This window comes from Haloarcula sp. CBA1131, assembly GCF_008728975.1.
GTDB lineage: Archaea > Halobacteriota > Halobacteria > Halobacteriales > Haloarculaceae > Haloarcula > Haloarcula hispanica.
Genome location: NZ_RPCY01000001.1, coordinates 2,857,450 through 2,883,963, shown reverse-complemented (window position 1 = coordinate 2,883,963; position 26,514 = coordinate 2,857,450). Strand labels below are relative to the sequence as shown.

General features: G+C 64.6%; 22 protein-coding genes. 11 read left to right on the top strand and 11 right to left on the bottom strand.

The genetic code is table 11. The features are described from left to right. Nucleotides 1–34 precede the first annotated feature (34 nt). From Har1131_RS14665 to Har1131_RS14655, 3 genes are all read left to right on the top strand, one after another. Complete coding sequence (locus tag Har1131_RS14665; protein ID WP_014039566.1) at nt 35–910, top strand: mechanosensitive ion channel family protein; 876 nt, start codon at nt 35–37, stop codon at nt 908–910. Between the two features lie 88 nt (nt 911–998). Then, on the top strand, nt 999–2,099 hold the full coding sequence (locus Har1131_RS14660) for an AI-2E family transporter (RefSeq protein WP_050037569.1): 1,101 nt from the start codon (nt 999–1,001) through the stop codon (nt 2,097–2,099). 134 nt (nt 2,100–2,233) lie between these two features. After that, a complete protein-coding gene (locus Har1131_RS14655) occupies nt 2,234–3,421 on the top strand; it encodes a sensor histidine kinase KdpD (protein WP_050037570.1) in 1,188 nt (395 codons plus the stop codon). Between the two features lie 26 nt (nt 3,422–3,447). On the opposite strand, the gene Har1131_RS14650 is transcribed toward Har1131_RS14655, so the two are convergent. Genes Har1131_RS14650 through btuC form a run of 3 tightly spaced genes read right to left on the bottom strand, consistent with a single transcriptional unit; the run spans nt 3,448 to nt 8,295 of the window. Beyond that, nucleotides 3,448–5,916, bottom strand: coding sequence for a DEAD/DEAH box helicase (locus Har1131_RS14650; protein WP_151147069.1), 2,469 nt, complete (start codon nt 5,914–5,916; stop codon nt 3,448–3,450). Between the two features lie 40 nt (nt 5,917–5,956). Beyond that, nucleotides 5,957–7,228 (bottom strand): ATP-binding cassette domain-containing protein, encoded by a 1,272-nt coding sequence (locus Har1131_RS14645; RefSeq protein ID WP_151147066.1) that lies wholly within the window; start codon nt 7,226–7,228, stop codon nt 5,957–5,959. After that, nucleotides 7,225–8,295, bottom strand: a complete 1,071-nt coding sequence (gene btuC / locus Har1131_RS14640) for a vitamin B12 ABC transporter permease BtuC (RefSeq protein WP_151147063.1) — start codon at nt 8,293–8,295, stop codon at nt 7,225–7,227. Before btuC ends, Har1131_RS14645 begins: the two co-directional genes overlap by 4 nt. Before the next feature lie 58 nt (nt 8,296–8,353). Between btuC and Har1131_RS14635 the strand changes: the two genes are divergently transcribed. From Har1131_RS14635 to Har1131_RS14625, 3 genes are all read left to right on the top strand, one after another. Then, complete coding sequence (locus Har1131_RS14635; protein ID WP_151147060.1) at nt 8,354–9,454, top strand: PGF-CTERM-anchored ABC transporter substrate-binding protein; 1,101 nt, start codon at nt 8,354–8,356, stop codon at nt 9,452–9,454. Between the two features lie 4 nt (nt 9,455–9,458). Beyond that, nucleotides 9,459–10,187: a 5-formyltetrahydrofolate cyclo-ligase gene (locus Har1131_RS14630; RefSeq protein ID WP_151147057.1), complete on the top strand. Its 729-nt coding sequence runs from the start codon at nt 9,459–9,461 to the stop codon at nt 10,185–10,187. Nucleotides 10,188–10,274: 87 nt separating this feature from the next. Beyond that, the gene (locus Har1131_RS14625; RefSeq protein WP_151147054.1) at nt 10,275–12,278 is read left to right on the top strand and encodes an ATP-binding protein; all 2,004 of its coding nucleotides are present in this window, start codon (nt 10,275–10,277) and stop codon (nt 12,276–12,278) included. Here the strand turns inward: Har1131_RS14625 and Har1131_RS14620 are convergent. The 3 genes from Har1131_RS14620 to Har1131_RS14610 all read right to left on the bottom strand — a co-directional run bounded on the left by Har1131_RS14620 (nt 12,273) and on the right by Har1131_RS14610 (nt 18,212). Beyond that, nucleotides 12,273–13,673: an NAD(P)/FAD-dependent oxidoreductase gene (locus Har1131_RS14620; protein WP_151147051.1), complete on the bottom strand. Its 1,401-nt coding sequence runs from the start codon at nt 13,671–13,673 to the stop codon at nt 12,273–12,275. The genes Har1131_RS14625 and Har1131_RS14620 overlap by 6 nt on opposite strands. A 93-nt stretch (nt 13,674–13,766) precedes the next feature. Further along, the gene (locus tag Har1131_RS14615) at nt 13,767–16,283 is read right to left on the bottom strand and encodes an RND family transporter (protein WP_050037577.1); all 2,517 of its coding nucleotides are present in this window, start codon (nt 16,281–16,283) and stop codon (nt 13,767–13,769) included. A gap of 3 nt (nt 16,284–16,286) precedes the next feature. Continuing rightward, nucleotides 16,287–18,212, bottom strand: a complete 1,926-nt coding sequence (locus Har1131_RS14610) for a COG1361 S-layer family protein (RefSeq protein ID WP_050037578.1) — start codon at nt 18,210–18,212, stop codon at nt 16,287–16,289. A 204-nt stretch (nt 18,213–18,416) separates the two neighbouring features. Here Har1131_RS14610 and Har1131_RS14605 point away from each other — a divergent pair, with 204 nt between their 5' ends. Further along, nucleotides 18,417–19,049, top strand: a complete 633-nt coding sequence (locus Har1131_RS14605) for a TetR/AcrR family transcriptional regulator (protein WP_008310751.1) — start codon at nt 18,417–18,419, stop codon at nt 19,047–19,049. A gap of 54 nt (nt 19,050–19,103) precedes the next feature. Here the strand turns inward: Har1131_RS14605 and Har1131_RS14600 are convergent, their stop codons facing one another. Then, complete coding sequence (locus tag Har1131_RS14600) at nt 19,104–19,658, bottom strand: response regulator (RefSeq protein WP_014039579.1); 555 nt, start codon at nt 19,656–19,658, stop codon at nt 19,104–19,106. 124 nt (nt 19,659–19,782) lie between these two features. Between Har1131_RS14600 and Har1131_RS14595 the strand changes: the two genes are divergently transcribed. Then, nucleotides 19,783–20,391 carry a hypothetical protein gene (locus tag Har1131_RS14595; RefSeq protein ID WP_151147048.1) on the top strand — a complete coding sequence of 203 codons (609 nt, stop codon included), beginning with the start codon at nt 19,783–19,785 and terminating at the stop codon, nt 20,389–20,391. A 76-nt stretch (nt 20,392–20,467) separates the two neighbouring features. After that, nucleotides 20,468–20,755 carry a hypothetical protein gene (locus Har1131_RS14590; protein WP_008310747.1) on the top strand — a complete coding sequence of 96 codons (288 nt, stop codon included), beginning with the start codon at nt 20,468–20,470 and terminating at the stop codon, nt 20,753–20,755. On the opposite strand, the gene Har1131_RS14585 is transcribed toward Har1131_RS14590, so the two are convergent. Beyond that, nucleotides 20,752–21,603: an NAD(+)/NADH kinase gene (locus tag Har1131_RS14585; protein ID WP_050007553.1), complete on the bottom strand. Its 852-nt coding sequence runs from the start codon at nt 21,601–21,603 to the stop codon at nt 20,752–20,754. The two genes, Har1131_RS14590 and Har1131_RS14585, sit on opposite strands and share 4 nt — an antisense overlap. Before the next feature lie 108 nt (nt 21,604–21,711). Between Har1131_RS14585 and Har1131_RS14580 the strand changes: the two genes are divergently transcribed. Further along, the gene (locus Har1131_RS14580; RefSeq protein WP_151147045.1) at nt 21,712–22,836 is read left to right on the top strand and encodes a KaiC domain-containing protein; all 1,125 of its coding nucleotides are present in this window, start codon (nt 21,712–21,714) and stop codon (nt 22,834–22,836) included. Here Har1131_RS14580 and Har1131_RS14575 read toward each other — a convergent pair. Next, nucleotides 22,833–23,546 (bottom strand): DUF4013 domain-containing protein, encoded by a 714-nt coding sequence (locus Har1131_RS14575; RefSeq protein ID WP_014039582.1) that lies wholly within the window; start codon nt 23,544–23,546, stop codon nt 22,833–22,835. The two genes, Har1131_RS14580 and Har1131_RS14575, sit on opposite strands and share 4 nt — an antisense overlap. Before the next feature lie 157 nt (nt 23,547–23,703). Here Har1131_RS14575 and Har1131_RS14570 point away from each other — a divergent pair, with 157 nt between their 5' ends. Then, on the top strand, nt 23,704–24,147 hold the full coding sequence (locus Har1131_RS14570) for a universal stress protein (protein WP_014039583.1): 444 nt from the start codon (nt 23,704–23,706) through the stop codon (nt 24,145–24,147). A gap of 2 nt (nt 24,148–24,149) precedes the next feature. Here Har1131_RS14570 and Har1131_RS14565 read toward each other — a convergent pair whose 3' ends face one another. Both Har1131_RS14565 and Har1131_RS14560 read right to left on the bottom strand, forming a co-directional pair. Beyond that, nucleotides 24,150–24,581 carry a universal stress protein gene (locus tag Har1131_RS14565; RefSeq protein ID WP_014039584.1) on the bottom strand — a complete coding sequence of 144 codons (432 nt, stop codon included), beginning with the start codon at nt 24,579–24,581 and terminating at the stop codon, nt 24,150–24,152. 69 nt (nt 24,582–24,650) lie between these two features. Beyond that, nucleotides 24,651–26,501 (bottom strand): ATP-binding protein, encoded by a 1,851-nt coding sequence (locus Har1131_RS14560; RefSeq protein WP_014039585.1) that lies wholly within the window; start codon nt 26,499–26,501, stop codon nt 24,651–24,653. Nucleotides 26,502–26,514 lie beyond the last annotated feature (13 nt).

Here is a 26,514-nt window from a genome sequence, read left to right as displayed (position 1 = left end):
CTGATTTCATATCTATTGGGCTACGACAGACAGTATGCAGTTCCCGGTGGGCCTGGATACCGACATCGTCTCGGCGTACGGACAACTCGCGACCGACGGGGCGCAATTCCTCGCTGTCGCGGCGCTACTCTACGCTATCGGCCGGCTAATCGTCGTGCCAGCAGTTCGATGGCTGCTGTCACGAACCGAGACTAACAAGACAGTCGCCAGCGCGCTGACCAGCGCTGTCCACCTGATATCGGTCATCCTCGCGGTGGTCATCGGCGCCAGCGTCGCGGGCTTCCGGGGCGCGCTCGCGGGGTCGACCCTGCTGGCGGCGGGCATCACGCTTGCGGTGGGGTTGGCGGCACAGGACGTCCTCGGGAACTTCGTCGCCGGGGCGTTCATCGTGACCGACCCGGATCTGAACGTCGGTGACATCATCGCATGGAACGGGATGCAGGGCACGGTGGTCGACATCGACTTGCGGGTGACGCGGATTCGGACGTTGGACAACGAGCGCATCATCGTCCCGAACACGACGCTGGCGACGAGCGCGGTGACGAACCAGACTTCGACGGGTCCAATTGGAGTTTCCTATCAGTTCGGTATCGGCTACGACGACGACATCGACACGGTCCGGGCGATTATCGAGAACGCCGCCCGCGACCTCGACCATGTCTCGGAGAAACCGGCACCGACGGCCAGAGTCAGCGACCTCGCGTCGACGGCGGTCATCCTGACAGGCCGGATCTGGATCCCTAACGAACGGCGGAACCGCCTCGCATCGGTCAGATCGGACTTCATCCAGCAGGTCCAGGAGGATTGCCGCGCTGAGGGTATCGACCTCAGCGACACGAGCCAGCACGAACTCTCCGGCAACATCGGCGTCCACGACAGCATCGGGCCGGTGCGCGAGCGAACCGAGTAGCCACCGATTGGGACCATGTCCGGCCCCATGTTGTCTGTGAGGTTCCCTGCGCCCGTATGTTTATAACTGTTCATAAGCTGGTACGTATATGGACGAGAAGCGCTTCGTCGTCGCCCTCTTCGGCCTCGCTGTCGCGGTGGTGGTCGGCGTACTCGCATATCAGTTTATCGCGGCGTTGACTGTCTCCGTGTTCCTCTATTATTCGACGCGACGGTACTACAGTTCTTTGCGCAGACTCCGCCTTCCGTCGCGAGTGCGTGCGGTCGTGGTCATGGCATCGCTGGCGATTCCGCTCCTATTGCTCGTCAGCTATGCGGCCGTCCTCCTCATTGTCGAAGCCCGGCAGTTCGTCACCCAGTACGCGCTCATCGACGTGGCTGCGACGCACGTCAGTTGGCTCGACGGCGCGGAGTCCGTGCCGGACCTCACCGTCGAGGGGCTGTACAGCGCCTACCAGTCGGGACAGCTCTCACCGTTCGTCGACTTTCTCAGCGAGAACGCCATGGTGCTTACGTCGGTCGCCTCCCAGTTCGTCCTCAATCTGTTTATTACGACCATCGTCACATACTACCTCCTGGTGGACGGCCGGCGCATCCGCGAGTGGCTGCTCCGGTTCGATGACGGGGCCATCATCCGCGAGTACCTCGAAGCTGTCGACGAGGAACTGGAAGCGGTACTGTTCGGCAATCTCCTGAACGTGTTGGCGATTTCGCTCATCGCTATCGCCGCGTTCACCGGCTATAACGTCGTAGCGCCGGCGGCTGTCGAGGTCCCGTATCCGACGCTCGCCGGCGCGCTGACCGGTATCGCGAGCTTGATTCCTGTCGTTGGGATGAAAATAATCTACCTCCCGTTGACCGGTTTCACCGCGCTCCCAGTGGTGCTCGACGGGCAGTCTTCGCTGCTCGCGTATGTGCTCGGATTCCTCCTCGTCGCGGTGGTCGTCGTCGACACGATCCCGGACCTGCTGCTTCGGCCACTTCTCAGCGGCGAGAGCACGCACGTCGGGCTCCTGATGCTCGCGTACACGCTTGGCCCCGTCGTGCTGGGCTTCTACGGTCTGTTCTTCGCCCCCATACTGCTCGTCGTCGGCATGACGTTTGCGAACACGGCCCTGCCTCGTCTGCTCGGCGCGAGCGAACCGGACGGTCTCCACCCCGACCAGTTACGTCTTGAAGACTTCAGCTAGCCCTCGTGGCCGATAACGGGGAGTCGAACGCGAACGGGGCTTCCGAACGGACGAGCATCGACGGCCAGGTGGGGTGTGTCCGTGTCACAGGCCTTGACGAACATTTATATTCAGGACGAAGTAAATGAGTAAAAATGGGGTCAAACTCCGACTCCCCCTGCTATCAGGCGACTCCGGAGGACCAGATCGGGGAGCTGTACGCGGCGACACGCCGGCTGATGACAGCCGAGAACCGGTCCGAAGTCGCGACTATCGCAGTCGAGACTGCGACAGCGATTCTCGACTTCCCGTTCAGTGTCTTCTGGGAGGCCACTGACAGCGGACTCAAAGCCGAGGCGATCTCTGAGCCGCTTCGAGAGCACGTCGAGGTCCCGGACGAGCCGGGACGGAGAATGCGACACGAACGCGGGAGTTGGCTGTGGGACCATTACGAGAGTGACGAGACACAGCGGGTCCTCGTTGATGAAGAGAAAGCGGCGTCCGATGCACCCCTTCACGGCTGTATCTCCGTTCCACTCCCGGAGTACGGGCTCTTGACAGCCGGGACGGATGAACGAGCCGAACCGACCGAGCGGGAGACGCAGTTGGCCGACATCCTCGGGAAGAACGTGCTCTCGACCCTCGAACGGATCGAGCGCGAGCGGGAGCTGAAACGGCAGCGTGACAACCTCGATCTCTTGAACCAGATCGTTCGTCACGACCTTACGAACCACTTGCAGACCATCGGTGGCCGGGCGGAACTGCTCCGGGACCAGTGTAGCGGTGACGCCCTGGAACACGCCGACGGTATTCAGGAAAGTAGCCAGGCAGCCGCGGAACTGCTCGAAACGGCTGGAAACCTTGCGACGGTAATGCGACAGACGGACTGGGAGACCGAGCCGGTCGCCCTCGGACCAGTACTGTCCTCGGTGTCCGAGGATATCGCAGCGACGTACAGCGACGCACAGGTCACTGTCCCGGACGAGTCCCCGTCGGTACGGGTGCGGGCCGACGAACTCCTGTCCTCTGTGTTTCGGAACGTCCTCACCAACGCCATCCAGCACAACGACTCGGCAGTGCCGTCGGTCGTCATCGACGTGATCGACGATGGCGACGTGGTCCACGTCACTGTCGCCGACGACGGACCGGGAATCCCGGACGAGCAGAAACAGGCGGTGTTCGAGCGCGGGGAGAAACGCCTGGACAGTGACGGTACCGGGGTCGGCCTCTACCTCGTCCGAACGCTGGTCGACGCGTACGGCGGTGACGTGTGGGTCGAAGACAACGAGCCGACGGGGACGGTAGTCGGAGTCACGCTGCGGAAGGCAGCGGGCGACGCCTGAGGCGGTTTTTCCACCGGGCGGTCACGCTACTGCGCTACCAGCCCGTCCAGTAGATGTATCGCGCCGTGTTTGTCGAGCGGGTCGTTCGCGTTCCCGCAGTGGGGCGACTGCACGCAGGCCGGACAGCCGTCGGCGCAGTCACACGAAGTCAGCATCGACAGCGTGGTGTCCATCAGCGGCCCGATGTCGTGGTAGCCGGCTCGTGTCAGGCCGATGCCGCCGGGGTAGCCGTCGTAGATGAAGATGGTCGGCTCGCCGGTGTGGGGATGACGCGGCGTCGATAGCCCGCCGATGTCGCCGCGGTCACAGAGGTACTCGAAGGGGAACATCGAAATCATGGCGTGCTCGGCGGCGTGGATGGCTCCCGGGAAGTCGCCAGGCTCGCCGCCGCCGTCGGGCGCTGCATTGCCGGGCTGACCGCCGCTACTGCCTCCACCATCGTTTCCGCTCTCGCTCTCGCCACCGGAGTCGCTTTCGGCTCCGTACGCTCCCTGCCGTATCTCGCTCTCCAGGTCCGACGGCACCGTATGGTACAGCGCCTTCGTCTCCAGTGTGGTCTCGGGCAGGTCGAGCGAACGCTGGCCGAGTACCTCCCCGGAGGAGCCGTCGCGGCGCTCGTAGCCGGTGATCTGCTTGCGCATCGTCACCGACGCGAACCGGACCGGCACGTCCTCGCGGGTCGGCAGTCGCCGCTCCGCCAGGTCCGCCTCGACGGTGATGGTCTTGTCGTGCAGGACGCGGGTGAAGTAGTCGGCCCACGTCCGGTCGAGTTCTGCCACACCCGCGTTGAGGTCGAGGTCCGTCACCTCGTAGCGCCGCCCCTGATGGTGGTAAATCGCGCCGGGGTGGGCGTCCCGCAATGCGTCCTCGACGGAGAGTTTGGCTATCACGTCACCCTTCGCCACCAGTTTCACCTCGCCGTCGTCGACGGTCCGCAGGTTCATGTCGTGGTGTGGACTACCCTTGCCGAGCCAGCGCATCCCCTGATCGGTCTGGCGGCGGTCGAGCTTCCCGGCCGATTCGAGGTCCGCGACCACGTCGGGGAACGGCTCGCCGAAGTGGCGGTCGTCGTCCGGCGAGAGCCAGTTCTCGCAGGCGGCCGCGTGGACGTGATTCGGAAGCAGTTGCTCGTTTTCGGGGTTTGTCACGGCCTGCTCGGCTCCCGTCTCGAACAGCGCGTCGGGGTTGCGCAGGACGTACTGATCTAGCTGGTCCTCGCCGCCGACGAGCGCGACCAGGGCGGGGTCCGTGCCGCGACCGGCCCGCCCGGCCTGCTGGAAAGCCCGCATCCGCGTCCCGGGGTAGCCGTCCAGCAACACGGCGTCCAGCCCGCCCACGTCGACGCCCAGTTCGAGCGCGCTGGTCGACCAGACGCCCCGCAGGTCGCCAGATTGGAGGCCCTGCTCCAGTTCGCGCCGTCGGTCGTCGGTCAGTGCGGCCTGGTACGCGCCGACGCTGTCGGCGAGGGCGTGCTCGCCGCGGCTCCGGAGTTCGTCCGCGCTGTCGCTGGCGTACCGTTCGGCCGTCTGGCGCGACCCGGCGAAGACGACCGTCTGGAGGCCCCGCTCGACGAGGTCGACGAACAGCTGTTTCGTCTCGACGTGATTGGACTTCCGGCGGCCGCTCCCCCAGCCGTCGCCCTCGTACTCCGGCGGATTCCACAGCAGCCAGTGCCGCGGCCCGCTGGCGCTCGCGTCCTCGTCGACCAGTGCGAACGACGGCTCGGGCTGGCCGGTGACGGCCGCCGCGTGTTCGACCGGATTGCCGATGGTCGCCGAGCAGCAGACCCACTCAGGGCCGCCCGCTGTTGCGCTGTCGCCCCTTCTGCCGTTGCTTTCGCTGCTATCGCCGCCGGCGTCGAACCGCTCGGCGATACGCTGGAGGCGGCGCATCACCAGCGAGACGTGGCTGCCGAACACGCCGCGGTAGCCGTGGACCTCGTCGACGACGACGGTTTCGAGGCGCTGGAAGAACCAGTCCCACAGCCGGTGGGCGTGGGGGAGGATGCCGTAGTGGAGCATGTCTGGCGTGGTCAGCAACACGGTGGGCTGGCGCTCCCGGATGGCCTCCTTCTCGGATTTCGACTGCCGACCGGTGTACTGGGCGACGGAGACCCCGGAGGCGAAGCCGAGCCCCTGGGCCAGTTCCGATAGCGTCTCGGTCTGGTCGTTGATGAGCGCGACCTGTGGCGCGATATACAGCGTCGTGGCCCGTCGGTCCAGCGCCCGCTCGAACGCCGGCACGGTGTAGGCGAGGCTCTTGCCGCTGGCCGTCTCGGTCGCGAGGACGACGTTGTCACCGGACCGAACCGCTTCGATTGCGTCCACCTGATGAGCGTAGAGGTCCGTGATGCCCTGGTCGTCGAGAACGCTGGCGAGGCGGTCAGTCACCTCACAGTCCGCGGTTTTCGCGTCCTGACCGGGTATCGTCCGCTGGTCGACGATCTGTCCCTCGTAGTACGGACGGTCCCGGAGCCACGCGATCGTGTCGTCCACGGGCGGGGTACGTGGACGAGAAGTATCGGTGTTGCTGTTTTCAGTCAGTCGTGGACTGCGCGGGCGACCGTGTCACATCGCGTTCCCCCGCGGGTGGGAGAGACGCGACTGCCGCCGGGAGCGCAGCTATCGGTACGGTGTCGTGAGCGTTGCTGGTGTATGCGCTCTCGTCTGTCTCGACGGCGAGACGGGGGCTACCTGCCTCAATAACCGCACTGTTTCCGTCACCGGTTTCGCCCGCTATCACGACGGCATCGGCCGCAGCGGCGAGGTCGGCGGCGCGCTGGCGTGCCGCGTCGTCGATGCCGGCGAAGGCCGGGACCGTGACCGCCTCGCAGTCGAGATCGGCGGCCCGCTCGGCAGCTGTGTCACCGGCGGGGACGACGCCGATGCTGACCCGACAGCCGGCCCCGACGAGCTTCGAGACGGCGGCAGCCGCTGGCGTGCCGGTCCCGACGACGTGGACGCGACGGGCGACCGACTCTTGTTCGGCCAGCGGGGTCACGAGCGGCGCGTCGGTGCCGGGCTGGGTCGTCACCAGCGTCTCCGCGTCGAAAGCGTCACGGAGCGTGTCGCTCGTGAGCACGTCCGCGGGGCGGCCCGCGGCGCGGACCCCGCCGCCGGCGAGCAACACCAGTTCGTCGCAGTACCGCGCGGCCAGGTTGAGGTCGTGAATCGCGGCGACGGCCGTCTTCCCGTCGTCGACGAGCGCTCGGACCAGTTCGAGCGTGCGGACGGCGTGGTTGATGTCGAGGCTCGCCGTCGGTTCGTCGAGCAGGAGGGCCGGTGTCTCCTGTGCAAGCGCCCGAGCGAGGAGGACCCGCTGGCGCTCGCCGCCAGACAGCGAGGTGAACGGCCGGTCGGCGAACTGGGCAACGCTCGCACGCTCCATCGCCGTCTCGACGGCGCGCCGGTCGCCGTCGTCCATTCGGTCGAATCGGCCGAGATGCGGTGTCCGCCCCATCTCAACGGTCTGTCTGACGCTGAAGTCGAACGACAGTGCGGTGCCCTGTGGCGTGCTCGCGACGAGGCGGCTCACCGCTTTCGCGGATTTACTCTGGATGGGCTCGCCGTCGACGCGAACCGTTCCGGCGTCCGGGTCGAGTGTCCCCTTCACCGCTCGCAGGACGGTCGTCTTACCCGCGCCGTTGGGACCGACGAGGCCGACGAGCGACCCGCGGTCGACGCTGAACTCGACGCCCGAGACGACCGACTGGTCGCCGAAGGAGACCGCGAGGTCAGACACGTCAAGCATCGGCCCGGAGCGGTCCCGTTCTGGGTCCGAACCTTCGGGCGCGGTCTGCTCGCTCATAGCTCGTGCACCTCCCGCTTCCGGAGCAAGTACAGGAAAAACGGCGCGCCGAGGACGGCGGTGACGATGCCGACCGGGACCTCGGCGCTACCCGAGCGTGCTAGCGTGTCCGTCGCCACGAGAAACGACGCGCCGGCGAGCGCCGCCGTCGGGAGCAGTATCCGGTGGTCCGGCCCGACGAGCAGCCGCATCACATGAGGGACGATGAGGCCGACGAAGCCGACGATGCCGGCGACGGCGACGCCCGCTGCCGTGATGACTGCCGACAGCGCGAGCAGGACCCGCTTGGTCCGTTCGACCTCGATACCGAGACTCTGGGCGTCCTCCTCGCCCAGCAGCATCACGTTCAGGTCGCGTGCGTACGCGAGCAACACGACGAACGGGACAGCGACGAGTACGACGCTGGTGGTCACTTCGGGCCACGACGCGCCCTTGAGATGGCCCATCAGCCAGTACAGCGCCCGCCGGATGCTCTCGCCGCTGTGGAGCAACAGGAACGAGACCACCGCGCCCAGAAACGTCTGTATCGCCACGCCGGCCAGCAACAGCGTCGCGACCGGTGTGCGGCCGTTCCGCGTCGCGATGAGATAGACGCCGAAGGCCGCGACCAGCGCTCCTGCGAAGGCCGCGCCGCGGAGCCCGAGCCCGAACGGGATGACGACTGGCGCGACAATGAAGGCGACCGCGCCGACCGCCGCGCCGGAGGAGACGCCGATGATAGACGGGTCGGCCATCGGGTTCCGGAAGATACCCTGCATGATTGTCCCTGCGGCGGCAAGCGAGAAGCCGACGACCGCACCGAGCAGTATCCGGGGGAGTCGGACCTGCAGCACTATCTGTGTCTGGAGGTCGCTTACGGCGTAGGAAAACACGTGAGCCGTGGTCACGTCGACGGCAGGGCCGGAGATCGAGATGCCAGTCGGAACGACGACAGCGTTGAGCAGCACTTTCCCGACATCGGCAGGCGGAATCCACACCGGGCCGATGCCGGCGCTCGTCGTCACCACGGCACAGAGGACGGCGACGAGCCCCGCCGACCACCCGACAGTCCGACCCGCGAAACGCATGTATGAAAGCCCACTTGCAGTAGATAAGTATTTATTGCTCCTGACACCCGCCTATGGTATGCGACGACGGTCTCTCGTCTGTGTCTTTGTCCTGCTCGTCGGCTCGTTCGCGGGTATCACTCCAGCTTCAGCAACAGCAGCCACACAGGCGGAGGGCTGCTCGTTTCCGGTCACGATGACCGACGCGACCGGGACCGAGGTCACTATCGAGGAGCGCCCGGCGCGGGTGACGACGACCAACCCCTCGGCCGCCCAGACGATGTGGGAGATCGACGGCCGCTCCCAGGTGGTCGGGCTCACCCAGTACGCGAGCTATCTCGACGGTGCTGAGAGCCGAACGAACGTCTCCGCGAGCTTCGGTGTCAACGTTGAGCGCGTCGTCGGTACGAACCCGGACCTGGTGATTGCACCGAACGCCAGCGCCGGTGATGTGGCCCCGCTTCGGCAGGCCGGGCTCACGGTGTATCACCTCCCCGCCGCGACAACTATTGAGGACATTCGAGCAAAGACGGCGACCATCGGTCGACTGACTGGTAACTGCGAGGGTGCGAGCGAAGCGAACGCCTGGATGGACGCGAACGTCGACGCCGTTCGGCAGGTCACTGCGGACGCCGAAGACCGACCGACGGCGCTGTACCCGCTTGGCGGGGGGTACGTGGCGGCGGGCAACACCTTCGTCACGTCGCTCATCGAACTCTCGGGCGCGGAGAACGTCGCGGCCCGCAACCACACCCAGTACCCACAGCTCAGCAACGAAGTCATCCTCCAGTTAGATCCGGACGTGCTCTTTGTCACCGAGAACACGGCGACCATCGCGGAGACCGAGCCCTACGCCAGCACGACCGCGGGCGAGACCAACTCGACGGTCGCCGTACAGGTGCGGAACATCAATCAGCCCGCCCCGCGGAGCGTGGTCTCGTTCGCACACAACGCCACCGCACAGCTCTATCCGGACCGCTACGACGCCGACAGCTACGTTCCCCGGTCGGCTGTGACGCCGGCCGAGACCAAAACGAGCGAGCCCACACCCGCGGACCACACGCCGAGTACTGACCAGTCCACGACCGACGCCAGCGGTCCCGGGTTCACCGCCGTCGGGGCGCTTGTCGCACTGCTGGCGCTGGTCTGCACACAGCAGTTCCGCCGCCGGAGGCCGTAGCGCCATGGACAAGCAAACTATCCGCGAAACGGTCTGGGACGCGCTGGAAGAGCAGGGTATCGCCCGGTTCCCGTTCCCGCCCCACGACCGGATTCCGAACTTCGAGGGCGCAAGCGAGGCTGCACAGCGCCTGACCGAGACGGCGGTCTGGGACGCCGCAGAGACGGTCAAGGCGAACCCAGACTCGCCACAGCTCCCGGTCCGACGGGCGGCGCTTCGGGCCGGCAAGACGGTATATATGGCCGTTCCTCGGCTCCGGGACGAGCGGTGCTTCTACGAACTCGACCCCGACGAACTCGACGACATCGAGGCGGCACCGGCGATCTCGAACGTCGCGGACCACGCACGACAGGTCGGCCCCGAGGCGGTCGGGAGCGTCGACCTCGTGGTGTCGGGGTCGGTCGCGGTCACCGAGGACGGCGCGCGAATCGGGAAGGGCGAGGGGTACAGCGACCTCGAATACGCCGTCCTCCGGGAACTGGGGCTGGTCGACAAGACGACGCCGGTCGTGACGACGGTCCACGAACTCCAGATTGTGGGCGGTCCAGAGGGCGTCGTCGATACTACCGTGCCCGTTGACGACCACGACGTGCCGATGGATTGGGTCGTGACGCCGGAGCGAACTGTCGAGACGGAGACCACGCACACGACACCAGCGGGCGTCGACTGGGACGCGCTTTCGACGGACCGCATCGACGAGATACCGGTACTCTCGAACCGCCGACCCGACTGAGTATGTATCCGCTATAGCTGGGTTAGTACCCTGGTAATGGAAGCTTACCGGCGGTACAACTTTACACCCACATGCCCTGAAACGAATATGGATACACCCGTGGCTACGCCGAACCGTCACGGGGCCGATGGGACCGCCGGTCGAGTGCGTGTCCTCTACGTCGACGAGGACTGCGACGACATCACGGCGGTCAAGGAGGCGCTGACTGGTAGCACTGACGAGTTCACGGTGACAGTGTGTGAGACGGCGGATGACGCGATCAGAACTATCGAGAACGCGTCGTACGACTGCGTCGTTAGTGAGTATCAACTGCCGGACCGAGACGGAATCGAACTGTTACGGGCCGTCCGGGACCGGTCCTTTGACCTCCCGTTTCTGCTCTTCACTGACGACGGCGACGAGAGCGTGGCCAGCAACGCAATCTCTGCCGGGGTCACGGACTACGTGACGAAGACACCCCTTTCGGAACAGACGGAACTGCTCCGACAGCGAATCACCGCTGCTGTCGCCCGCTATCAGGAGGACGCGGACATTCTCGACCGGATGACCGACGCGTTCTTCGCGGTGGACGAGAACTGGGAATTCACGTACGCCAACGAACGCGGCAGACGTGTCATCGGCCGTGCGATGGCGGTGGACGGAGATACCACCGACCTGCTGGGGCGAAATCTCTGGGAGGCGGTTCCGTCTCTGGAAGGCACGGAGTTCAGCAAGCAGTACCGGCAGGCGATGACACAGCAGGAGCCAGCATCCTTCGAGGCGTACTTCGAGCCGCTGCAGACGTGGTTCGAGGTGTCCGTGTACCCGTCCCCAACTGGGATTTCGGTGTACTTCCGCGATATCACTGAGCGCCACAAGCACGAGAAGGAGATCAGGGGCAGAGAGCGGACGCTCCGAGAGATTTACCGGGTCATCTCCCGCAAGGACCTCGATTTCGAGGACAAGGTCGAGCGCCTGCTCGAAATCGGGCAGCACGCCCTCGGGACCGAAACGGCCGCCCTCTCGCGCATCGATGGCGACATGTACGTCTTCGAAATCGTTCGCGACCGGACGGGGGCCATCGAGGCGGGCGATGCAGTCCCGCTGGACGCGACGAACTGCGAGCGGGCCGTCGTCGAGGAGAAGACGCTGGTGCTCGCTGATATCGCTGAAGACCGGCCAGAACTGACCGACAGAGCGGGCTACACCGAGATGGGCGTCTCCTGTTACCTCGGAACGCCCGTTGTCGTCGACGGCTCGGTGTACGGCACGTTCTGCTTCTACGGCACGGAGCCCCGCGATTCCTTTTCGGAGTGGGAAGTCACGCTCGTGGAGTTGATGGGGAACTGGGTCAGCTACGAACAGGAGCGCGAACGGCGCGAGCAGGAACTCACACGCGAGCGAAATCGTCTAGAAGAGTTCGCCAGCGTCGTCAGCCACGACCTCCGGAACCCGCTCAACGTCGCGTTCGGCCGGCTCACGCTCGTCGACGAGGCGTACGACGGGGACCCGGAGCACGTCGAGGCGCTCCGGCGGTCGCTCGAACGGATGGACGAACTCATCGACGACGTGCTCGCGCTCGCCCGTGGCGGTCACAAGGTCATCGACGCGACCGAAGCGTCGTTAGACGATATCATCACGGCCGCCTGGGATACCGTCGAGAGTTCGGACGCGACGCTGGAACGGCGCGACACGAACGTGCGAATCACGGGCGACCAGACCCGCCTCCAGCAACTGTTCGAGAACCTCTTCCGAAACAGTGTGGAACATGGTTCCACAAGCAGTCGGACGGAGTCCGACGACAGCGTGGAACACGGGCACAGTCTGACGGGGGCCGACGACAGCGACAGCGACGAACATGTGACCGTCCGAGTCGGGACGCTCTCGGACGGACGGGGGTTCTACGTCGCCGACGACGGCCCCGGAATTCCCGAGGACGAACGCGACGAAGTGTTCGAGCGCGGCTACACCACGAGCGACGAGGGGACGGGATTCGGGCTGGCAATCGTCTCCGAAATCGTCGACGCCCACGGTGCCCGAATCACCGTTTCAGAAAGCGAGGACGGCGGCACGCGCTTCGATGTCATCGGTATTCCGGTTGAACGACTATAGCTGGCTGACGCAGTCCCGGATGAGGCCGTCGACGTTTTCGGGGAGCGTCGGGTGGTAGGCCCGGTCCGGCAGGTCACGCACGTCGAGTCCCAGCTCGACGATAATCTGGAACGCCTTGGCGAAGCTGTCCGCGTGGTAGTGCATGCCCTGCCAGCCGAGCACTGTCCCGTCGTCGGCGTCGACGACGAGCTTCGCCAGCCCCTCGGGCACGTCCTTCGATTTGAACACGCCGTCGTCGCTGGCCTGTCGCGTCGCCGTGACGACGTCGTAGCCAGCCTCTTTCGCCGTCTCCTCGTTGTGGCCGACGCGGGCGAACGGGTAGACCCCCAGCCCGGAGAAGATGACGTGGTGGTGGACGTTCCGGTAGTCCTTGAGCGAGCCCCCGGCCTCCTGCCGGACGATGTTCTCGGCCGCGGTGAAGCCCTGCTCCTTGGCGACGTGGAGAATCGGCTCCTTGCCGTTGACATCGCCGACGGCGTAGATGTGGTCGGCGTCGCGGGTCTGCATCGTATCCTTTGCCCAGTCGCCCTCGACCGAGACGGACGTGTTCTCCAGGCCCAAACCGTTGACAGTCGGCCGGCGGCCGGTGAAGAGGAACAGCTGGTCGGCCTCGAACGTCTCCTCGCCCCCGTCGTCGTACTCGACGGTGAGGCGGACGCCGCCGTCCTCGGTCTCTTCGAGTTCCTGCTCGTAGCAGTTTGTCGGGATGGTCACGTCCCAGTTGTCCTCGTAGATGTCGAGTGCCGCGTCGCCGAACTCGGGGTCGCCCTCGTCAATTGGCCGGTCGTCGTGCTCGATGACGGTGAGTTCCATCCCGCCAGCCTCCGCCAGATACGGGACCATCTCCATCCCGATGTATCCGAAGCCCATCACGATGCCGGAGTCGGGGAACTCCGTGGCGTCGAGCACTTGGTCGCTGGTCATGAAGTCGACTTCGTCGATGCCGGGCGTGTCCGGGACGTTCACGCTGGACCCGGTCGCGATGACGACGTAGTCGGCCTCGTGCTCCTCGCCGCCGGCCCGGACCGTGTGCTCGTCGACGAACGTGGCAGTGTCGTGGATGAACGTCACGTCGTCGCGCTCGGCCATCTCGTGGATGGAGTCCCGCCGGTGGCCGGCCCAGTCGAGTACATGGTCGTCCTTGCGCTCGACGACGGCTTCCAGGTCAACCTCGGGCACGTCACCGACGAGCCGTTCGTCGTGGCGCGCCTGGAAGCGGTGGGCTCCCGCCGAGAGGACTTCCTTGGACGGCATACAGCCACGAAGAATACAGAGGCCGCCGCCGGGCTCGCCGTTGTCGACGAGCGTGAGTTCGATGTCTTCCTCCTCGACGAGGTCGCCGGCGACTGCGGCCCCGGCACTCCCATACGCGCCGATAATAACGACGTGAGTCATACCAGTGCTAGGACGATGCCAGCAAATAAAGGCTTCAGTGGCGTGTTTTGCTCGAACACGACCGGCGGTAGTTCTGCCGCCAGGGCCGCGGACTCAATCGTCGCCTTCGACGGGCGCGGGCGGACGCGACCGCCCGAACCCGAGTAGGCCACGAACCGACCAGTCAGCGTTGAACACCCGGTCCCAGACGACGAGGGCGGAGGGAATCACTAGGAGGGACGCGAGGAAGGCGTACCCGATTGATAACGCTGTCAGAATGCCGAACTGGCCGATTGCAGGGAACACAGCCAGGCCGAGCACACCGATGCCGAACGTCGTGGTGAGCATACTGCCAAACAGCGCACCGCCGGTCCCGCGGACGGTCCGGTCCAGCGCCGTTTCGAGGTCGTTTTCGTCGAACTCGTCGGCGAACCGGTGGGTGACGTGGACCGAGTAGTCGACCCCCAGCCCGATAGTTATCGCCAGCATCGTCGCTGTGAGCGCGTTGAACGGGATGCTGAGCAGCCGCATTGTCCCGCCGAGCCACGCCACTGTGACGACGACGGGGATGATGTTCACGAGACCGAGCGACGGCCGCCCCTCCAGCATATTGTAGATGAGGACCAGAAACACTGACGCGCCGATAAGCGCAATCGCCAGGGACTGGATTGCGGACTCCAGAATCAGGTCCGAGACGGCCTGGAACACGACGACCGAGCCGGTTGCCGTCGCCTCGTACCGGAAGTCGTCGGCAACGTTTCTTGTATCGGCGGTCACCTCTGCGTCGGTTGCGTCCGATTCGACTGTGTAGACGACACGCGCGCTCCGGTAGTCCTCGGTGATGTACTCTAGCGCCGTACTACGGGCCGGCGAGTCGAGCAGATACTCGTAGATCTCTTCGAGGTTATCGTCCGGGACGCCGTTGTCGTTCTGGTCGTTGCGCTCGACCATCCGACGGAACTCGGGGTCGCGTTCCGCCTGGTCCTGAATGACTGTCACGATGGATGTCGAATCGGCGCGCCCGTCCTCGCGGACAAACGAGTCCGGCGGGTTGTTACCCGCCCGATACATCTGTTCGAGCGCCGCATCGTTCCGCATTGGCCCCTCTACGTACACCGTCGCCTGACTGGACTGGGTCGTGTCGAATCGCTCATCGAGGAAGTTCGTCACCTCCGTTACGGTGTATTCGCTCGGGGCGAACGGCTCCGGCAGGGCCTCGACGAAGTCCGGGTTCTCCTCGGGCGGCAGGAAGTCCTCCTGACTGAACGACGTCGAGACGCCGGTGGCGTAGTAGCTGGCGCCGACCGTGGACACGAGGATGAGAACGAGGAAGATGATCGGGGCGCGGTTCGCGATGACGACGCCGCCGCGCAACACGTCACTGAGTGCGGAATCCTCTGCACCCAGCGGCGTCTCGCTGAACGTCGGGATGGGGTAGGACTGTCTGAGCCGGTCCAGCTCCACCTTCGCGGCGGGCAGGAACACCCCGAAGATGAGGAACGTGAAGGTGATACCGACAGAGGCCACGTAGCCGAAGTCCTGAATCGGCGGCAGCGCGCTGGTGAGGTTCGCGGCGAACCCGATGACTGTCGTCCCGGTAACGATGAAGAAGGCGACAAGCAACTGGTCGGTCGTGATTCGCATCGACTTCTGGATGGACGCCCCGGTCTCGCGCTCCTCGCGATACCGGTTGACGGCGTGAATACCGAAGTCGATCCCGACCGCCAGCAACAGCGGTGGCACGGCGATGAGCATCTGCGAGAAGGGGATACCGGCAAGCCCCATGAAGCCGAACGTCCAGACGACGGCCATAAACAGCGCGAGCAGGCCAAGCGCCATGTCCGCGAGGTCGCGGTAGGCAATCGTCAGGAAAAACAGGATGAACAGCACTGCCGCGGGCACGGTCAGGATGAGCGAGTCGCCGACGACGTTCGAGAACTCGTCTGCGACGATACCGCTGCCGAACAGGGTGATGCCACCGTGGTCAGCGCTGGAGACAGTGAACCCGGCCTGTTTCTGGATGCTCGTCAGCGGACTCGAACCGCCCTGGCCTGACCCGGAGGAGATTCCGGCCGGGACCTCGTGCGTGACGACCCCGATGGTCGCCGACGCCGAGGCGGCTTTGCGGTTGAAATCCTTGCTCAGTAACGATTTGAACCGGGGGCTCTGCTCGGCCGCGCGCCCGACAGCGGAATCGATCTCACCCGGCGTCGCTGATTCGACAGCGTAGATCTGTTGTTCAGTCGTCGTCGCTTCCGGGTCTAGCTGCTGGGCGACAATGCTGGCGGCGCTTGCGGTCGACGTGACACGGAGTGCTCCGTGCTGTTCCAGCCGATGCTGTGACCTGAGCATCCGGAGCAGCGCCGGCTTCGAGAGCACGTTGTTCTCCTGCTGGATGAGCTGTGTGCTCCCTGTATCCGGCGAGAAGGTCGGCGAGAACTTGTCGTTGACCTCCTGCAGTGCCTCCTCGGCCGGAAGCCCGGTCGTAAACTGTGACGTCCCGGAGTTGGTCGAGACGCTCCCGAGGCCGGCGCTGAAGACCACCGTCACGATCAGGAAGAGGAGCACCACCTTCCGTGAATCGTGGACGATTCGGTCGTCCGCCCAATCGATGTAGCGCTGGTAGTCCATGCGTTAGCGGAACCTGAAGTAGCCGCCGATGGCCAGGGCGGCCACGAGTGCGACGCCGATAATCGCCGTCAGCGGCGAACTGCCACCGCCGGAGTTAGTCACGGAGACCGGAAGGCGGTAGGTGTCGGACACCGGCGTATCTCCGTCCGGCTCCTCGTACTGGAAGTCTACCGAGACGGGGTAGTTTTTCGTCATCGCGGCACCGCTTGCGCTGATACCGAACTCGATGGTCGTCGACTCGCCCTGGTCGAGGCTGTCGACGTACGCTTGGTCGTCCGACACGGAAATCGGTGACTCGGCGAACAGCTTTGCCTCGATATCGGTCAGTCGCTCGCCGGCGTCGTTGGTGATCGTCACTTCGAGTGTGCTGGATCCGCCAACGTCGACGGACGCGTTCGTCGTCTCGACGATGAACTCGTCAGCGCTGCCGTCGACGCTCTGCCGGATTTCGAGCGTGTCGCTCTCGCGCTGGTCGCCCTCGCTGTTGCGGTAGTTGGCGACGAAGTCGAACTGTCGTGGGCCGGAGTTCGCGTTGTCCGACACGTCGGCGTCGAACGAGACGGTCGTGGACTCGCCCGGTTCGAGGTCGCCGACCGCGTACTGGGTCTCCTTCGGCGAGATGTTGTCGTGGGTGCTCGCCCAGTTCAGGACGACGTTACGGACTGTTCGGTCGCCGGTGTTCGTTAGGGACGCTTCGATGGTTCCGTCATCGCCCGCCTGGAGGGTCGACTCCACGTCGCCCATGGCGAAGGACTGTTCCGGCTCGGGCGTGAGTCCGAGCGAGATGTCGTCAGCGACGCCGGCATCGCCTTCGGGGTCGTCGTAGCTTACCGACGCCGACAGGGCGTAGCTCTGTGTCTTGGCGTCGTCGCTGGCGCTTGCGTCGACGCTCACCGTTCGCGTTTCACCGGGCTCCCAGGAGCCGACGAACTGCGACGTGGACTCGGACTGTCCGAACGTAATCGCGGTGTTCTGCGTGGCAAGCGACACTGTCGCGTCCGAGACCGTGACAGGGCCGTCGTTGCGCAGGGTCACGTTGTACGTCCCGGAATCGCCGACAGCGACGTCACTGTCGGTGCTTTCGACGGTGAACGTTTGCTCGGGGTCGGGCGTAATACCGAGGGAGGAGGCGGTCGTGCTCTTTCGCACCCCGTCCGTGTCGTCGAAGTCGACCTGGAGGTCGAACTGATACGGTTCGGCTCTCGTATCACCGCTCGCACCGACGCGGTACCGGAGGGTACGCTGTTCACCGGCCTCCCAGGTGTCGATAAACCGGGAGCTGCTGGCGTCGCCACCGACTGTGAGTTCGGAGTTCGTCGATTTCAGCGTTACCGAGGATTCTCGGGCCGGCTCGTCACCGGTGTTCTCGACAGTGACTGCGACCGTGCCGGTCGAGTCGACGCGCGCGTCGGAGTCGACGCTTACCACGTCAAAAGCCGCGTCGTCGTCGATGTCGAGTTCGAGTTCGATTCGTTCGGTGGTGGTCTCTTCGTCCCGTGCACCGTCGCTTTCCGAAATGTAGCTCGTGTACTCGTATTCGACGATGACAGGAACAGTGTAGCTCCCGGGACTTGCGTCGTCAGCGACGCTGATGTCGAATGAAATGGGTTGGGTCTTCCCTTCCGGGACGGAACCCACAGCCTGTTTGCTCGTTGTCACCGTAATCGGGGCGTCACCGTCGTTGACTTTGACTGTGGTCCCGCGGGCGGTCGTCACCTCGCTGCTCTGGACACCCTGGGTCGAAGACCCGGAGTCGATCGTGCCGCTGTTGACGAGGACGACGTCGAGTGTCGTCTCCTCACCGGGCGTGACGGTATTATCGACGAACGTTGCGTCGAAGTCGGGGCTCCCGGTTACGGCGGCGATCGCCGTTCCGGATGCCATGAGCAATGCGACAACTGCCAGCGTCAGTAATGTTCGTGGTTTCATGCGTAGGGACACTTCGGACATTCCTTGCCGTTGTTTCTGTCCGGAGCGGACGTCATGCTTGGGAGATCGGGATATGTACCCACATACGTCTGTGCAGACTCCCGCCCGAACCGTGTACATCGAACGAACGTTCGGTCGTCTATCAACGTTGTGGTTCCGTAACAGTGGGAAAATATTTACTGCCCGAACGAATATTCGGTCGGGATGACTGATGGAATTCCGTTCGCCGGGGAGCCAGCGGACTCGCACGAGGCGATAATGCGGGCCACGTTCCGTGCCCTCCGGGAATACGGGTACGCCGGACTTTCGATACAGCGAATCGCGGACGAGGCCGACCTCAGCAAATCGACGTTCTATCACCACTTCGACGGCAAGGAGGACCTCCTGCTGTCGTTCCAGGAGTTCATCCTCACGGAATTTAACCGCATCTTTCAGGTCGAATCCACCGGCGACCCCGAACAGGACATCAAGACGTTTGTCAGCCTCGTTCTCGACGATTTCCCGGACTGCGTCGAAACGCCGGACAAGAACGCCGTCCTCGGGTCGTACGTCGAGATGCGCGCCCAGGCGGTTCAGAACCCGGACTTCCGCGAGAAGTTCACTGAGACGGACGAGCTGTTCGCCCGGCAACTCGTACAGATCATCGAGGACGGCATCGAACAGGGGGTCTTCGCCGACGTCGACCCCGAGACGGTGTCGCGGTTCATGATCACGATACTCGACGGCGTGATTCTTCAGAGCGCAACTCGCAACGACAACCCTGTCGCCGAGGTTCGGGACACTATCGACGAGTATATCGAAGAGACGCTGATTCTCGGTACCTATAGTAGCCATTGAAAATCAATGCACACCTGATCGCACGACGGCAGTGCGATCAGTGTGTACATCGTTTCAATTGTTACTATAGCTTCGGCTGATCGACTGGTACGTCTCCTTCAGCTCCTCGAAATCGTCGTTCTCGGCGTGCAACACCCACTCCAGTTCTCTGGCCCGCTCTTTCAGCCTGGTGTACTCGTCGCTCGCCTCCAGTTGTGACGTGGATTTCTCTCGTTCCAGCACGGAGAGTTTCGAGGAGATCCGGAAGTACTCGTCGAGCCTGTCGTCCTCGTCGGGCCTGTCGAGGTGCTGGTCGAGCGCCGACAGAAGCGTCGACTGGTCGACCGGCTTCTGGAGGTAATCGTCGAAGGGCATCTCCAGAATGTTCAGGTCGGCGTCGACCGCGGTCAGCATGATGATGATGCCGTCGTACCCCCGCTCGCGCAACCGCGAAAGCACGTCGTCACCGTGCACGTCGGGCATGCGCCGGTCGAGCAACACGGCGTCGAACTCCGGGCCGGCAGCGTCGAGCGCGGCTTGGCCACTGTACGCGACAGTCGTCTCGTAGCGCTCGCCGAGTTTCAGGGCCTGCGTGTCGGCGACGTCGTGCTCGTCGTCGACGACGAGCACCCGCGGCGGGCCGCCTGTAGTTCTTGACACGGTATTACACCGTTCTAGGGCTGGCAACTGTATATGTTTTATCGGCAGCCGCCTCTCGAAAAGCGTTAACCGATGGCCCATTGAGTGTGTACCGATGAGCAAGTCGTCGGCGGGCACAGGCGGTCGACATCGCCTCGGGAGCCTCGCGGCCGTGGTCGGTTGGATAGGGGCAGGAGCGGTCGTGCTCGCCACCGTGGCGCTGGTGGTGCAGTCGGTGTTCTCGCTGGGGCTCTCGGAACAGGTCACCGTGGGCCTCGGCCTGGCGCTCGGTGGGGGACTGGGTGGCGTCTCCTATCTCCTGGTGACTGATTCGCCCGGCGAGGCGACCGACGAGACGATGACGGTGTCGGCAGATGTCGAGCGAACACCGGAGCCACAACCGGTCGATCTCTTCGACGGTCATCCGGACCCGGTGTTGTACTTCGCCGACGAGGGGCACGGCCCAGTCGTGCGTGCGGCCAACGAGGCGTTCGGGACCACGTTCGACGTGCCGTCCGACCGCCTCGACGGAACAGCGCTCTCCGAGGCGCTGCTCGTGGCTGGTATCGACGAAGTGGACGCCGAGACAGTCAGTACAACTGACATCGATGTCGTGGCCCTCTCGACGGCACTCGACGAACCGAGGCAGTTCCGGTTGCGGACGGCCGGCGTCCCATCGACCGGCTACCTCCTGCTCACACCATTGGGGACGGCGAGCGATTGAACGGTCGAACGCCGCCCGCAGGTCGGCGGCGTAACGGAACTTTAAAGATTCCATCCCGGCGAAATTCTGGATAGGAATGCTCGCGTCACCGCTGCAACTCATCGATAGTTTCCTGCTGAACTACACCATCGGTGATGTCCTGCTACTCGGCTTTGTCGGTGGGCTCGTCGCAATTCTCCCGCAACGGTCGCTCCGGATGCTGGGGCTGCATACGATTGCGCTGGGCGCACTGCTCGTGATTACGCCGGCGTCGGCGATGGAACCAAGCAGTGCGAGCGTCCTCGCGTCGTCGTTCCAGTACAAACTGTTCGGCCTGGTGCTGCTCGTCCTCGCACCGGTGCTGTACGCCGTCGGTCGGCGTTAGGCTAGCTTGTCCAGTGCGGTGAAGAAGTCAAGCGGCGGCCCGGCGAGCCGGACCGGTTCGCTCGCACGCGAGACCGTAATTCGCTCCGGCGGGACCACGTCTTCTCTGACCCGTCCGTCGCTGACGACGACGCCGCTGTCGGCGTCCGTGAGTTCGACGACGATTTCGCTGTCGACGTCGACGACCAGCGGCGGCGTCCCCATTTCGTCTGCCATCCCGGTGATGATGAGGCCGGCCACGTCGGGATGGACGAGCGGGCCGCGTTCGCTGAGGTTGTACGCTGTCGAGCCGGTGGGTGTCGCCACCAGCACGCCGTCGGCGTGACCGGACGTGTACAGCGAGTCGTCGATGTACACGTCGAGCGTCGCCCCGCCGCCGTGACCGCGGCGCTCGCCCTGGACGACGACCTCGTTCAGCGCCGGCGACAGCTCCCAGTCGTCGCCGCTGGCCTGGAGCCGCGGCTTGGCCCGCGTTCTGGCGCTGCCGGTCTTCTGGATGTGTTCGACCTCCGCGACGACCGTCTCGACGGCTTCCTCGGGCGCGATAGCGTTCAGAAAGCCGACCTCTCCGAGATTGACGCCCAGGATCGGCGTCGACCCCGCGCCGCGGGCCGCGTACAGAAACGTCCCGTCGCCGCCGATGCTCACGACGAGGTCACAGGCGGACATCTCATCGACCGGGGCCGAATCGGGTACGGCGGCCTCCCACGCGTCGTGGTCTCCCAGCGCCCCGGCGGTCGTTTCGTCCACGACGACGGCCGCCGACGTGGCGCGCAGTCGGTCACACAGTGTACTCGCAAGCGACATGGCCCGGTCGTTGTCCCGCTGCGCGACGATACCGACAGTCATTGCCGGACGTTCCCGCCGGCCGCATATAAACCCTCTACGACGGCAATTATATCCGTCCCGACGCGTATCCACTTCCATGGGCCGTTCGTGTGGCTGGTGGTCGTACGTATGAGCGGGGACGACGGGTCCGACGACGACTGGTTCGAAAGTGCGCTGGACGACGAGGACGGCGACAGCGAACAGACGGATACCGACGATACTTCGGCGACACAACCCGAGAGCGACGCCGAGGAGCCTACATCTGCGGACACTGGGCCGTTTGCGGCAGACAGTGACGAGAGTGATAGCAGTGGGGGCGACAGCCCCTTCGACGACGATGGGGGCACTCCCTTTAACGAGGAGAGTGACAGCAGCCCGTTCGACGACGGCGGCGATGACCCCTTCAACAGCGGTGGAAGTGAGGCCCCCGATACCGACGCTGGGTCCTCCGGCGACGACGGCGGCGGGCTCTTCGACGACGACTTCGCCACCGCGTTCGAGTCCGCCGGCAGCGGTGACGGGGACAGTGGTAGCGACTTCGAGGAGGAGTTCGAGTCCGACATCCCGCGGGTCGACATCGGTATCGAGGGGCTCGACCAGATGATTCAGGGCGGGATTCCACAGCGCCATCTCATCGTCACTATCGGCTCGGCTGGAACCGGGAAGACGACGTTCGGGCTGCAGTTCCTTCACCACGGCCTCCGGAACGGCGAGAACGCGGTGTTTCTGACGCTCGAACAGTCCCACGACGCGATACTGGACACTGCCAGTGAACGCGGCTGGGGGTTCGAGGAGTACGAGGAACAGGGCCAGCTAGCGATTGTCGACCTCGACCCGGTCGAGATGGCGAACAGCCTCGACAACATCCGGGGCGAACTGCCGGCGCTCATCGAGAAGTTCGGCGCCGACCGGCTGGTGCTTGACTCCGTCTCCCTGCTAGAGATGATGTACGACGACCAGTCCCGGAGACGCACCGAAGTGTTCGATTTCACCCGGTCACTGAAACAGGCCGGCGTGACGACGATGCTCGTCTCCGAAGCCAGCGAGAACAACCCCTTCGCGTCCAGACACGGTATCATCGAATACCTGACTGACGCGGTGTTCATCCTTCAGTACGTCCGGTCGGACACCGGCGAGACGCGACTCGCCGTCGAGATTCAGAAGATACGGAACGCGAACCACTCGCGGGAGACGAAACCCTACGAGATAACGAACGACGGTATCTCGGTCTACCAGCAGGCCAACATCTTCTAAGCCGTCGCCGTCCCGACCGACTCCGGTTCGTCCCGCTCGTCGAGTGCGGCGTTGTAGCCGCCGGCCCAGAGGTCCGTCGCGACGACCAGCACGTAGAAGGTGGCGAACGGGCTGAGAATCACGGCGAGGAGCGAACCGAGGAACGGTATCACATTGAGCAAGTTCACCACGACGTTGACGGCGATGAACAGCGCAATCGAGACCAGCCACGGCGTCGCGTACTTCGGGGACAGGACTAACTTCCGTAGCGTCCCGAAATCGAACCCAGCACCGAACTCGCCGGTACAGGCGAAGTGGATGATGGCGGCCGTCGCCACGTAGCCGAACACCAGCGACAGGACGAACGAGATCACCAGCCCGCCGAAGAGGCCGGCCAGGCCGGCACCCGCTCCGGCGCGGGTCCCCGTCGCCATCGCGAACAGGCTGCCGCCGACGGTCACCCCGAACACGACGAGCGGGACGAGCATGTACACGATGCCGATGACCCAGGCCTTGAGGCCGCCGACGAACAGTTCGCCCCAGTCCTCGAACGCCGGCGGCTCTGTCGCCCCGTCTGCCCGTTCGCGGACTGCCTGAACGAGATAGCCGTACACGAGGATACCGGGTACGAGGAGAAAGGCGAGGAGGCTGAGAACGCCGCCGATGAGAACGGTCACGGTCCAGTCGTCGTCTTCCATGGGATATCTGAGTGTCTCTTCGAGTGATTCCATGTGTCTTGGTCACGCCCTACATAATTAGTTACAGACACCTTGCCGGGTTATTCGCTCGGCTTACCGCAGGACTGCGATGTGTCGATTCCAACACGATTCCACTCAAATCGCGCCAGCTTGCGGAACCAATAAATCACAACCGGGCGACAGGAGGGATATGGTACTACTCGTGCCCTTCGACGGTTCGGACCTGTCGAAAGCCGCGCTAACGCGGGCGATGGAGTTCGCGGACTATCGCGACGAGGACATCACTGTGCTGTCCGTTATCCCGGACGATGCGGCGTACGCGCGGGAACGCGGCTGGATCGATGCGGACGAGGTGTTCGATACTGGGACCGTCGCCGACCGAATGCGAGAGCAAGCCGAGTCGGTCGCCCCGACGGCGTCGTTCCGCTACGAGGTCCCGGAAGACGTGAGCTCGATGGCATCGACGACGACGGACATCACCCGGACCATCAGAGAAGTCGCTCACGAAGCGGGGGCCTCAATCGTGTTTATCGGCAGTGAGAACGCCGGACGGGTGTCGACACCGGTCTGTAGTGTCGGCTCACCGGTGTCGGAAGACCCCGAGTACGACGTCCATATCGTCCGGCACCCGTAGCACTATCTGACGACGGTTACGGGGACGGACGCTCGTCTGACGACGATTTCGGCGACGCTGCCCAGCAGGATGCGGGACATCCCCGAGCGGCCGTGGCTTCCCATGACGATCTGGTTGATGTCGTGTTCGTCCGCGTACTCCACGATGACCTTCGTCGGTCGCCCGACCTCGATGACGCGTTCGACGGACTCGACACCGGACTCGGCCACTTCAGCTTCGAGTTCGTCGAGCAGGTCCTCCGCTGTGGCTTTCTGTTTTTCGTACCACTCCTCGGAGAAGGATGGAATCGAGGCCTCCGCGCTGTAGCCGGCCTCTGCGGGGTTGATGACGTGCAGGAGAACGACCGTCGCGTCCGGATACTCCTCGGCCGCGAATTCACAGGCTACTGTTGCTTGATCTGAACTGTCGACCGGAACGAGGATTCGCTTTGCCATATGCCCACTTCCGCTGGGGCCGGTTTGAATCTTCGGCCCGCTGCAATCGGTGAGCGGGCCGTCGGTTTGTCAGTCTCGCCCGTGACGGGTCACACACGTCGACAGACCGATCAGTTCGACCGGTTCGGAGTTATCCGGCGAGTAGACGACCCGCTGGCCCTTCTCCATATAGGGAACCTTCGATTCGAGGTTGCTGGGAATGTTTACCGCCGAGATGGCGTCTTCGTCGCCGAGATTGAGCACCATCGTCGTGTTGATCTGCTTGAACACCGGGTCGGCGATGTCTTGGGGGTCCTGCGTGATGAGGTACAGGCCGAGGCGCTCCTTCCGGCCCTGTTTGGCGGCCTCGGTGAACTTCCCGATGACCTTGCGGCCCTGGACGCTGTCGGCGTCGGTGAGGAAGTTGTGGGCCTCGTCCATCCCGAGCACGAGCGGCGTCTCCTTGATGCGGTCGTAGTCCGGGTCGTTCGAGAGCTTCTGATCGATGAGCAGGCTGGAGACGGCCAGCACGATGGTCGATGCGGTCCGGGAGTCCGTGATGTGGTACGTCGGGATGACCGTCAGCCCGCCGTCGCGGACGAACTGCGATATCTGGTCGGTGATGGGGCGGGCGTCCTGGTCGAAGACTGCGCCGAAGCCCTGGACGCGGCGCTTGATGGCGTCGAACGTGGCCTCGTGCACGTCGCCCGCCTCGTCCAGTTCCTCCTTGAGCGCGGGGTCGCCGAGGAACGTCCGGAAGTCGCTGTAGGTCCCACCGGTTCCGTATTCGCGCTCGAACCGCGGGAGCAGCGTATTGACGAGCGCGCCGTACTGGTTGTCGTTCAGGCTGGACCCGGCGATGAGCCAGGGGTTGTCGTGGACGAGCGAGAACGGGATGGTGAACTCCACCTGCTCGGCGCGGTGGTGGCTGGCGTTGTAATCCGCGCCGGCCACCTTCGGGACGAAGGCGATGGTGTCGTCGTGCCCGCCGTAGGCGACGCCCTCCCGCTCGCAGCGGCGCTCAAACTCGTCCGTCATCGCGGGGTTGTCGTCGTGCATCTGGGCGTACTCGTCCTGGGGGTCGAACTGGACGACGGCGAGTTCGGGCGTGCGGCCGTCGCCCATCTCGTAGGTCCGGCCGAGATACTGCCGCAGGACGTTCTTGGAACTGTGGGTCTTCCCGGAGCCGGTCCCGCCGGCGACGAGGGTGTGGCGGAACACGAGCGGGTCGCCGGCGTCGTAGTCGTCTTTCAGCCGGTAGTCGATGGTCGGTGGTTCGGCGGCCGTTCGGACCTTCTCGCCGCCGACGGCGAGATGGCCCAGGAAGACGCCGTCCTCGGGAATCTTCAGGCCGGTCTTGATCTCGGATTTGTCGGTGGCCTCCCGGACGACGGTTTCGGGTTTGGGCACCCGGTCAGTCATCCGCCGCTTGAGTTCGCCACCGTCGCTGTACAGCACTGCAACCGGCTCAAGCTCGGCGATGAATTTGAAATCCCGCTCGTCGATGCCCCGCTCGCGCATCGCTCGCCGGGCGTGGATTTCGGTCGCGTCGTCGGCGTGGAACTCCTGTGCGTACTCCAGGGCCTTGATGCGACAGAACAGGCGCTCACCCCCAGGGTAGGGGACGAGCAGATAGGTCCCGATGCGCAGGCGCGAGCGGTTCCGCGCGGTGACGTACGCCCGGAGGACCGTTTCCTCCGCTTCCTCGCTGATTCGGAGGCCGTTCGCCGCCGAGAGGACACCGAGGCCGGTGTCTGTGCCGGCCGGTGTCACGTCCATATCTTCGAAGTCGTCGTCTGTCGATTGTGTTGTCGGGTCGGTGCTCCCCGACGCGTCGACAGCCCGGTCGCTGTCGTCGGTCGTCTCGGCAGAATCGGCGGCCTCGTCGTCGGCCGCCGCATCGTCGCCGTCGAAATCAGTGAAATCCCCGAGGTCGGACATACCCCACTCCAGG

Excerpts from the sequence above, each read along its gene's own strand:
- Har1131_RS14665 (WP_014039566.1), top strand. The coding sequence starts at position 35 with ATGCAGTTCCCGGTGGGCCTGGATACCGACATCGTCTCGGCGTACGGA.
- Har1131_RS14660 (WP_050037569.1), top strand. The coding sequence starts at position 999 with ATGGACGAGAAGCGCTTCGTCGTCGCCCTCTTCGGCCTCGCTGTCGCG.
- Har1131_RS14655 (WP_050037570.1), top strand. The coding sequence starts at position 2,234 with ATGGGGTCAAACTCCGACTCCCCCTGCTATCAGGCGACTCCGGAGGAC.
- Har1131_RS14645 (WP_151147066.1), bottom strand. The coding sequence starts at position 7,228 with ATGAGCGAGCAGACCGCGCCCGAAGGTTCGGACCCAGAACGGGACCGC.
- btuC (WP_151147063.1), bottom strand. The coding sequence starts at position 8,295 with ATGCGTTTCGCGGGTCGGACTGTCGGGTGGTCGGCGGGGCTCGTCGCC.
- Har1131_RS14635 (WP_151147060.1), top strand. The coding sequence starts at position 8,354 with ATGCGACGACGGTCTCTCGTCTGTGTCTTTGTCCTGCTCGTCGGCTCG.
- Har1131_RS14630 (WP_151147057.1), top strand. The coding sequence starts at position 9,459 with ATGGACAAGCAAACTATCCGCGAAACGGTCTGGGACGCGCTGGAAGAG.
- Har1131_RS14625 (WP_151147054.1), top strand. The coding sequence starts at position 10,275 with ATGGATACACCCGTGGCTACGCCGAACCGTCACGGGGCCGATGGGACC.
- Har1131_RS14620 (WP_151147051.1), bottom strand. The coding sequence starts at position 13,673 with ATGACTCACGTCGTTATTATCGGCGCGTATGGGAGTGCCGGGGCCGCA.
- Har1131_RS14615 (WP_050037577.1), bottom strand. The coding sequence starts at position 16,283 with ATGGACTACCAGCGCTACATCGATTGGGCGGACGACCGAATCGTCCAC.
- Har1131_RS14610 (WP_050037578.1), bottom strand. The coding sequence starts at position 18,212 with ATGAAACCACGAACATTACTGACGCTGGCAGTTGTCGCATTGCTCATG.
- Har1131_RS14605 (WP_008310751.1), top strand. The coding sequence starts at position 18,417 with ATGACTGATGGAATTCCGTTCGCCGGGGAGCCAGCGGACTCGCACGAG.
- Har1131_RS14595 (WP_151147048.1), top strand. The coding sequence starts at position 19,783 with ATGAGCAAGTCGTCGGCGGGCACAGGCGGTCGACATCGCCTCGGGAGC.
- Har1131_RS14590 (WP_008310747.1), top strand. The coding sequence starts at position 20,468 with ATGCTCGCGTCACCGCTGCAACTCATCGATAGTTTCCTGCTGAACTAC.
- Har1131_RS14585 (WP_050007553.1), bottom strand. The coding sequence starts at position 21,603 with ATGACTGTCGGTATCGTCGCGCAGCGGGACAACGACCGGGCCATGTCG.
- Har1131_RS14580 (WP_151147045.1), top strand. The coding sequence starts at position 21,712 with ATGAGCGGGGACGACGGGTCCGACGACGACTGGTTCGAAAGTGCGCTG.
- Har1131_RS14575 (WP_014039582.1), bottom strand. The coding sequence starts at position 23,546 with ATGGAATCACTCGAAGAGACACTCAGATATCCCATGGAAGACGACGAC.
- Har1131_RS14570 (WP_014039583.1), top strand. The coding sequence starts at position 23,704 with ATGGTACTACTCGTGCCCTTCGACGGTTCGGACCTGTCGAAAGCCGCG.
- Har1131_RS14565 (WP_014039584.1), bottom strand. The coding sequence starts at position 24,581 with ATGGCAAAGCGAATCCTCGTTCCGGTCGACAGTTCAGATCAAGCAACA.
- Har1131_RS14560 (WP_014039585.1), bottom strand. The coding sequence starts at position 26,501 with ATGTCCGACCTCGGGGATTTCACTGATTTCGACGGCGACGATGCGGCG.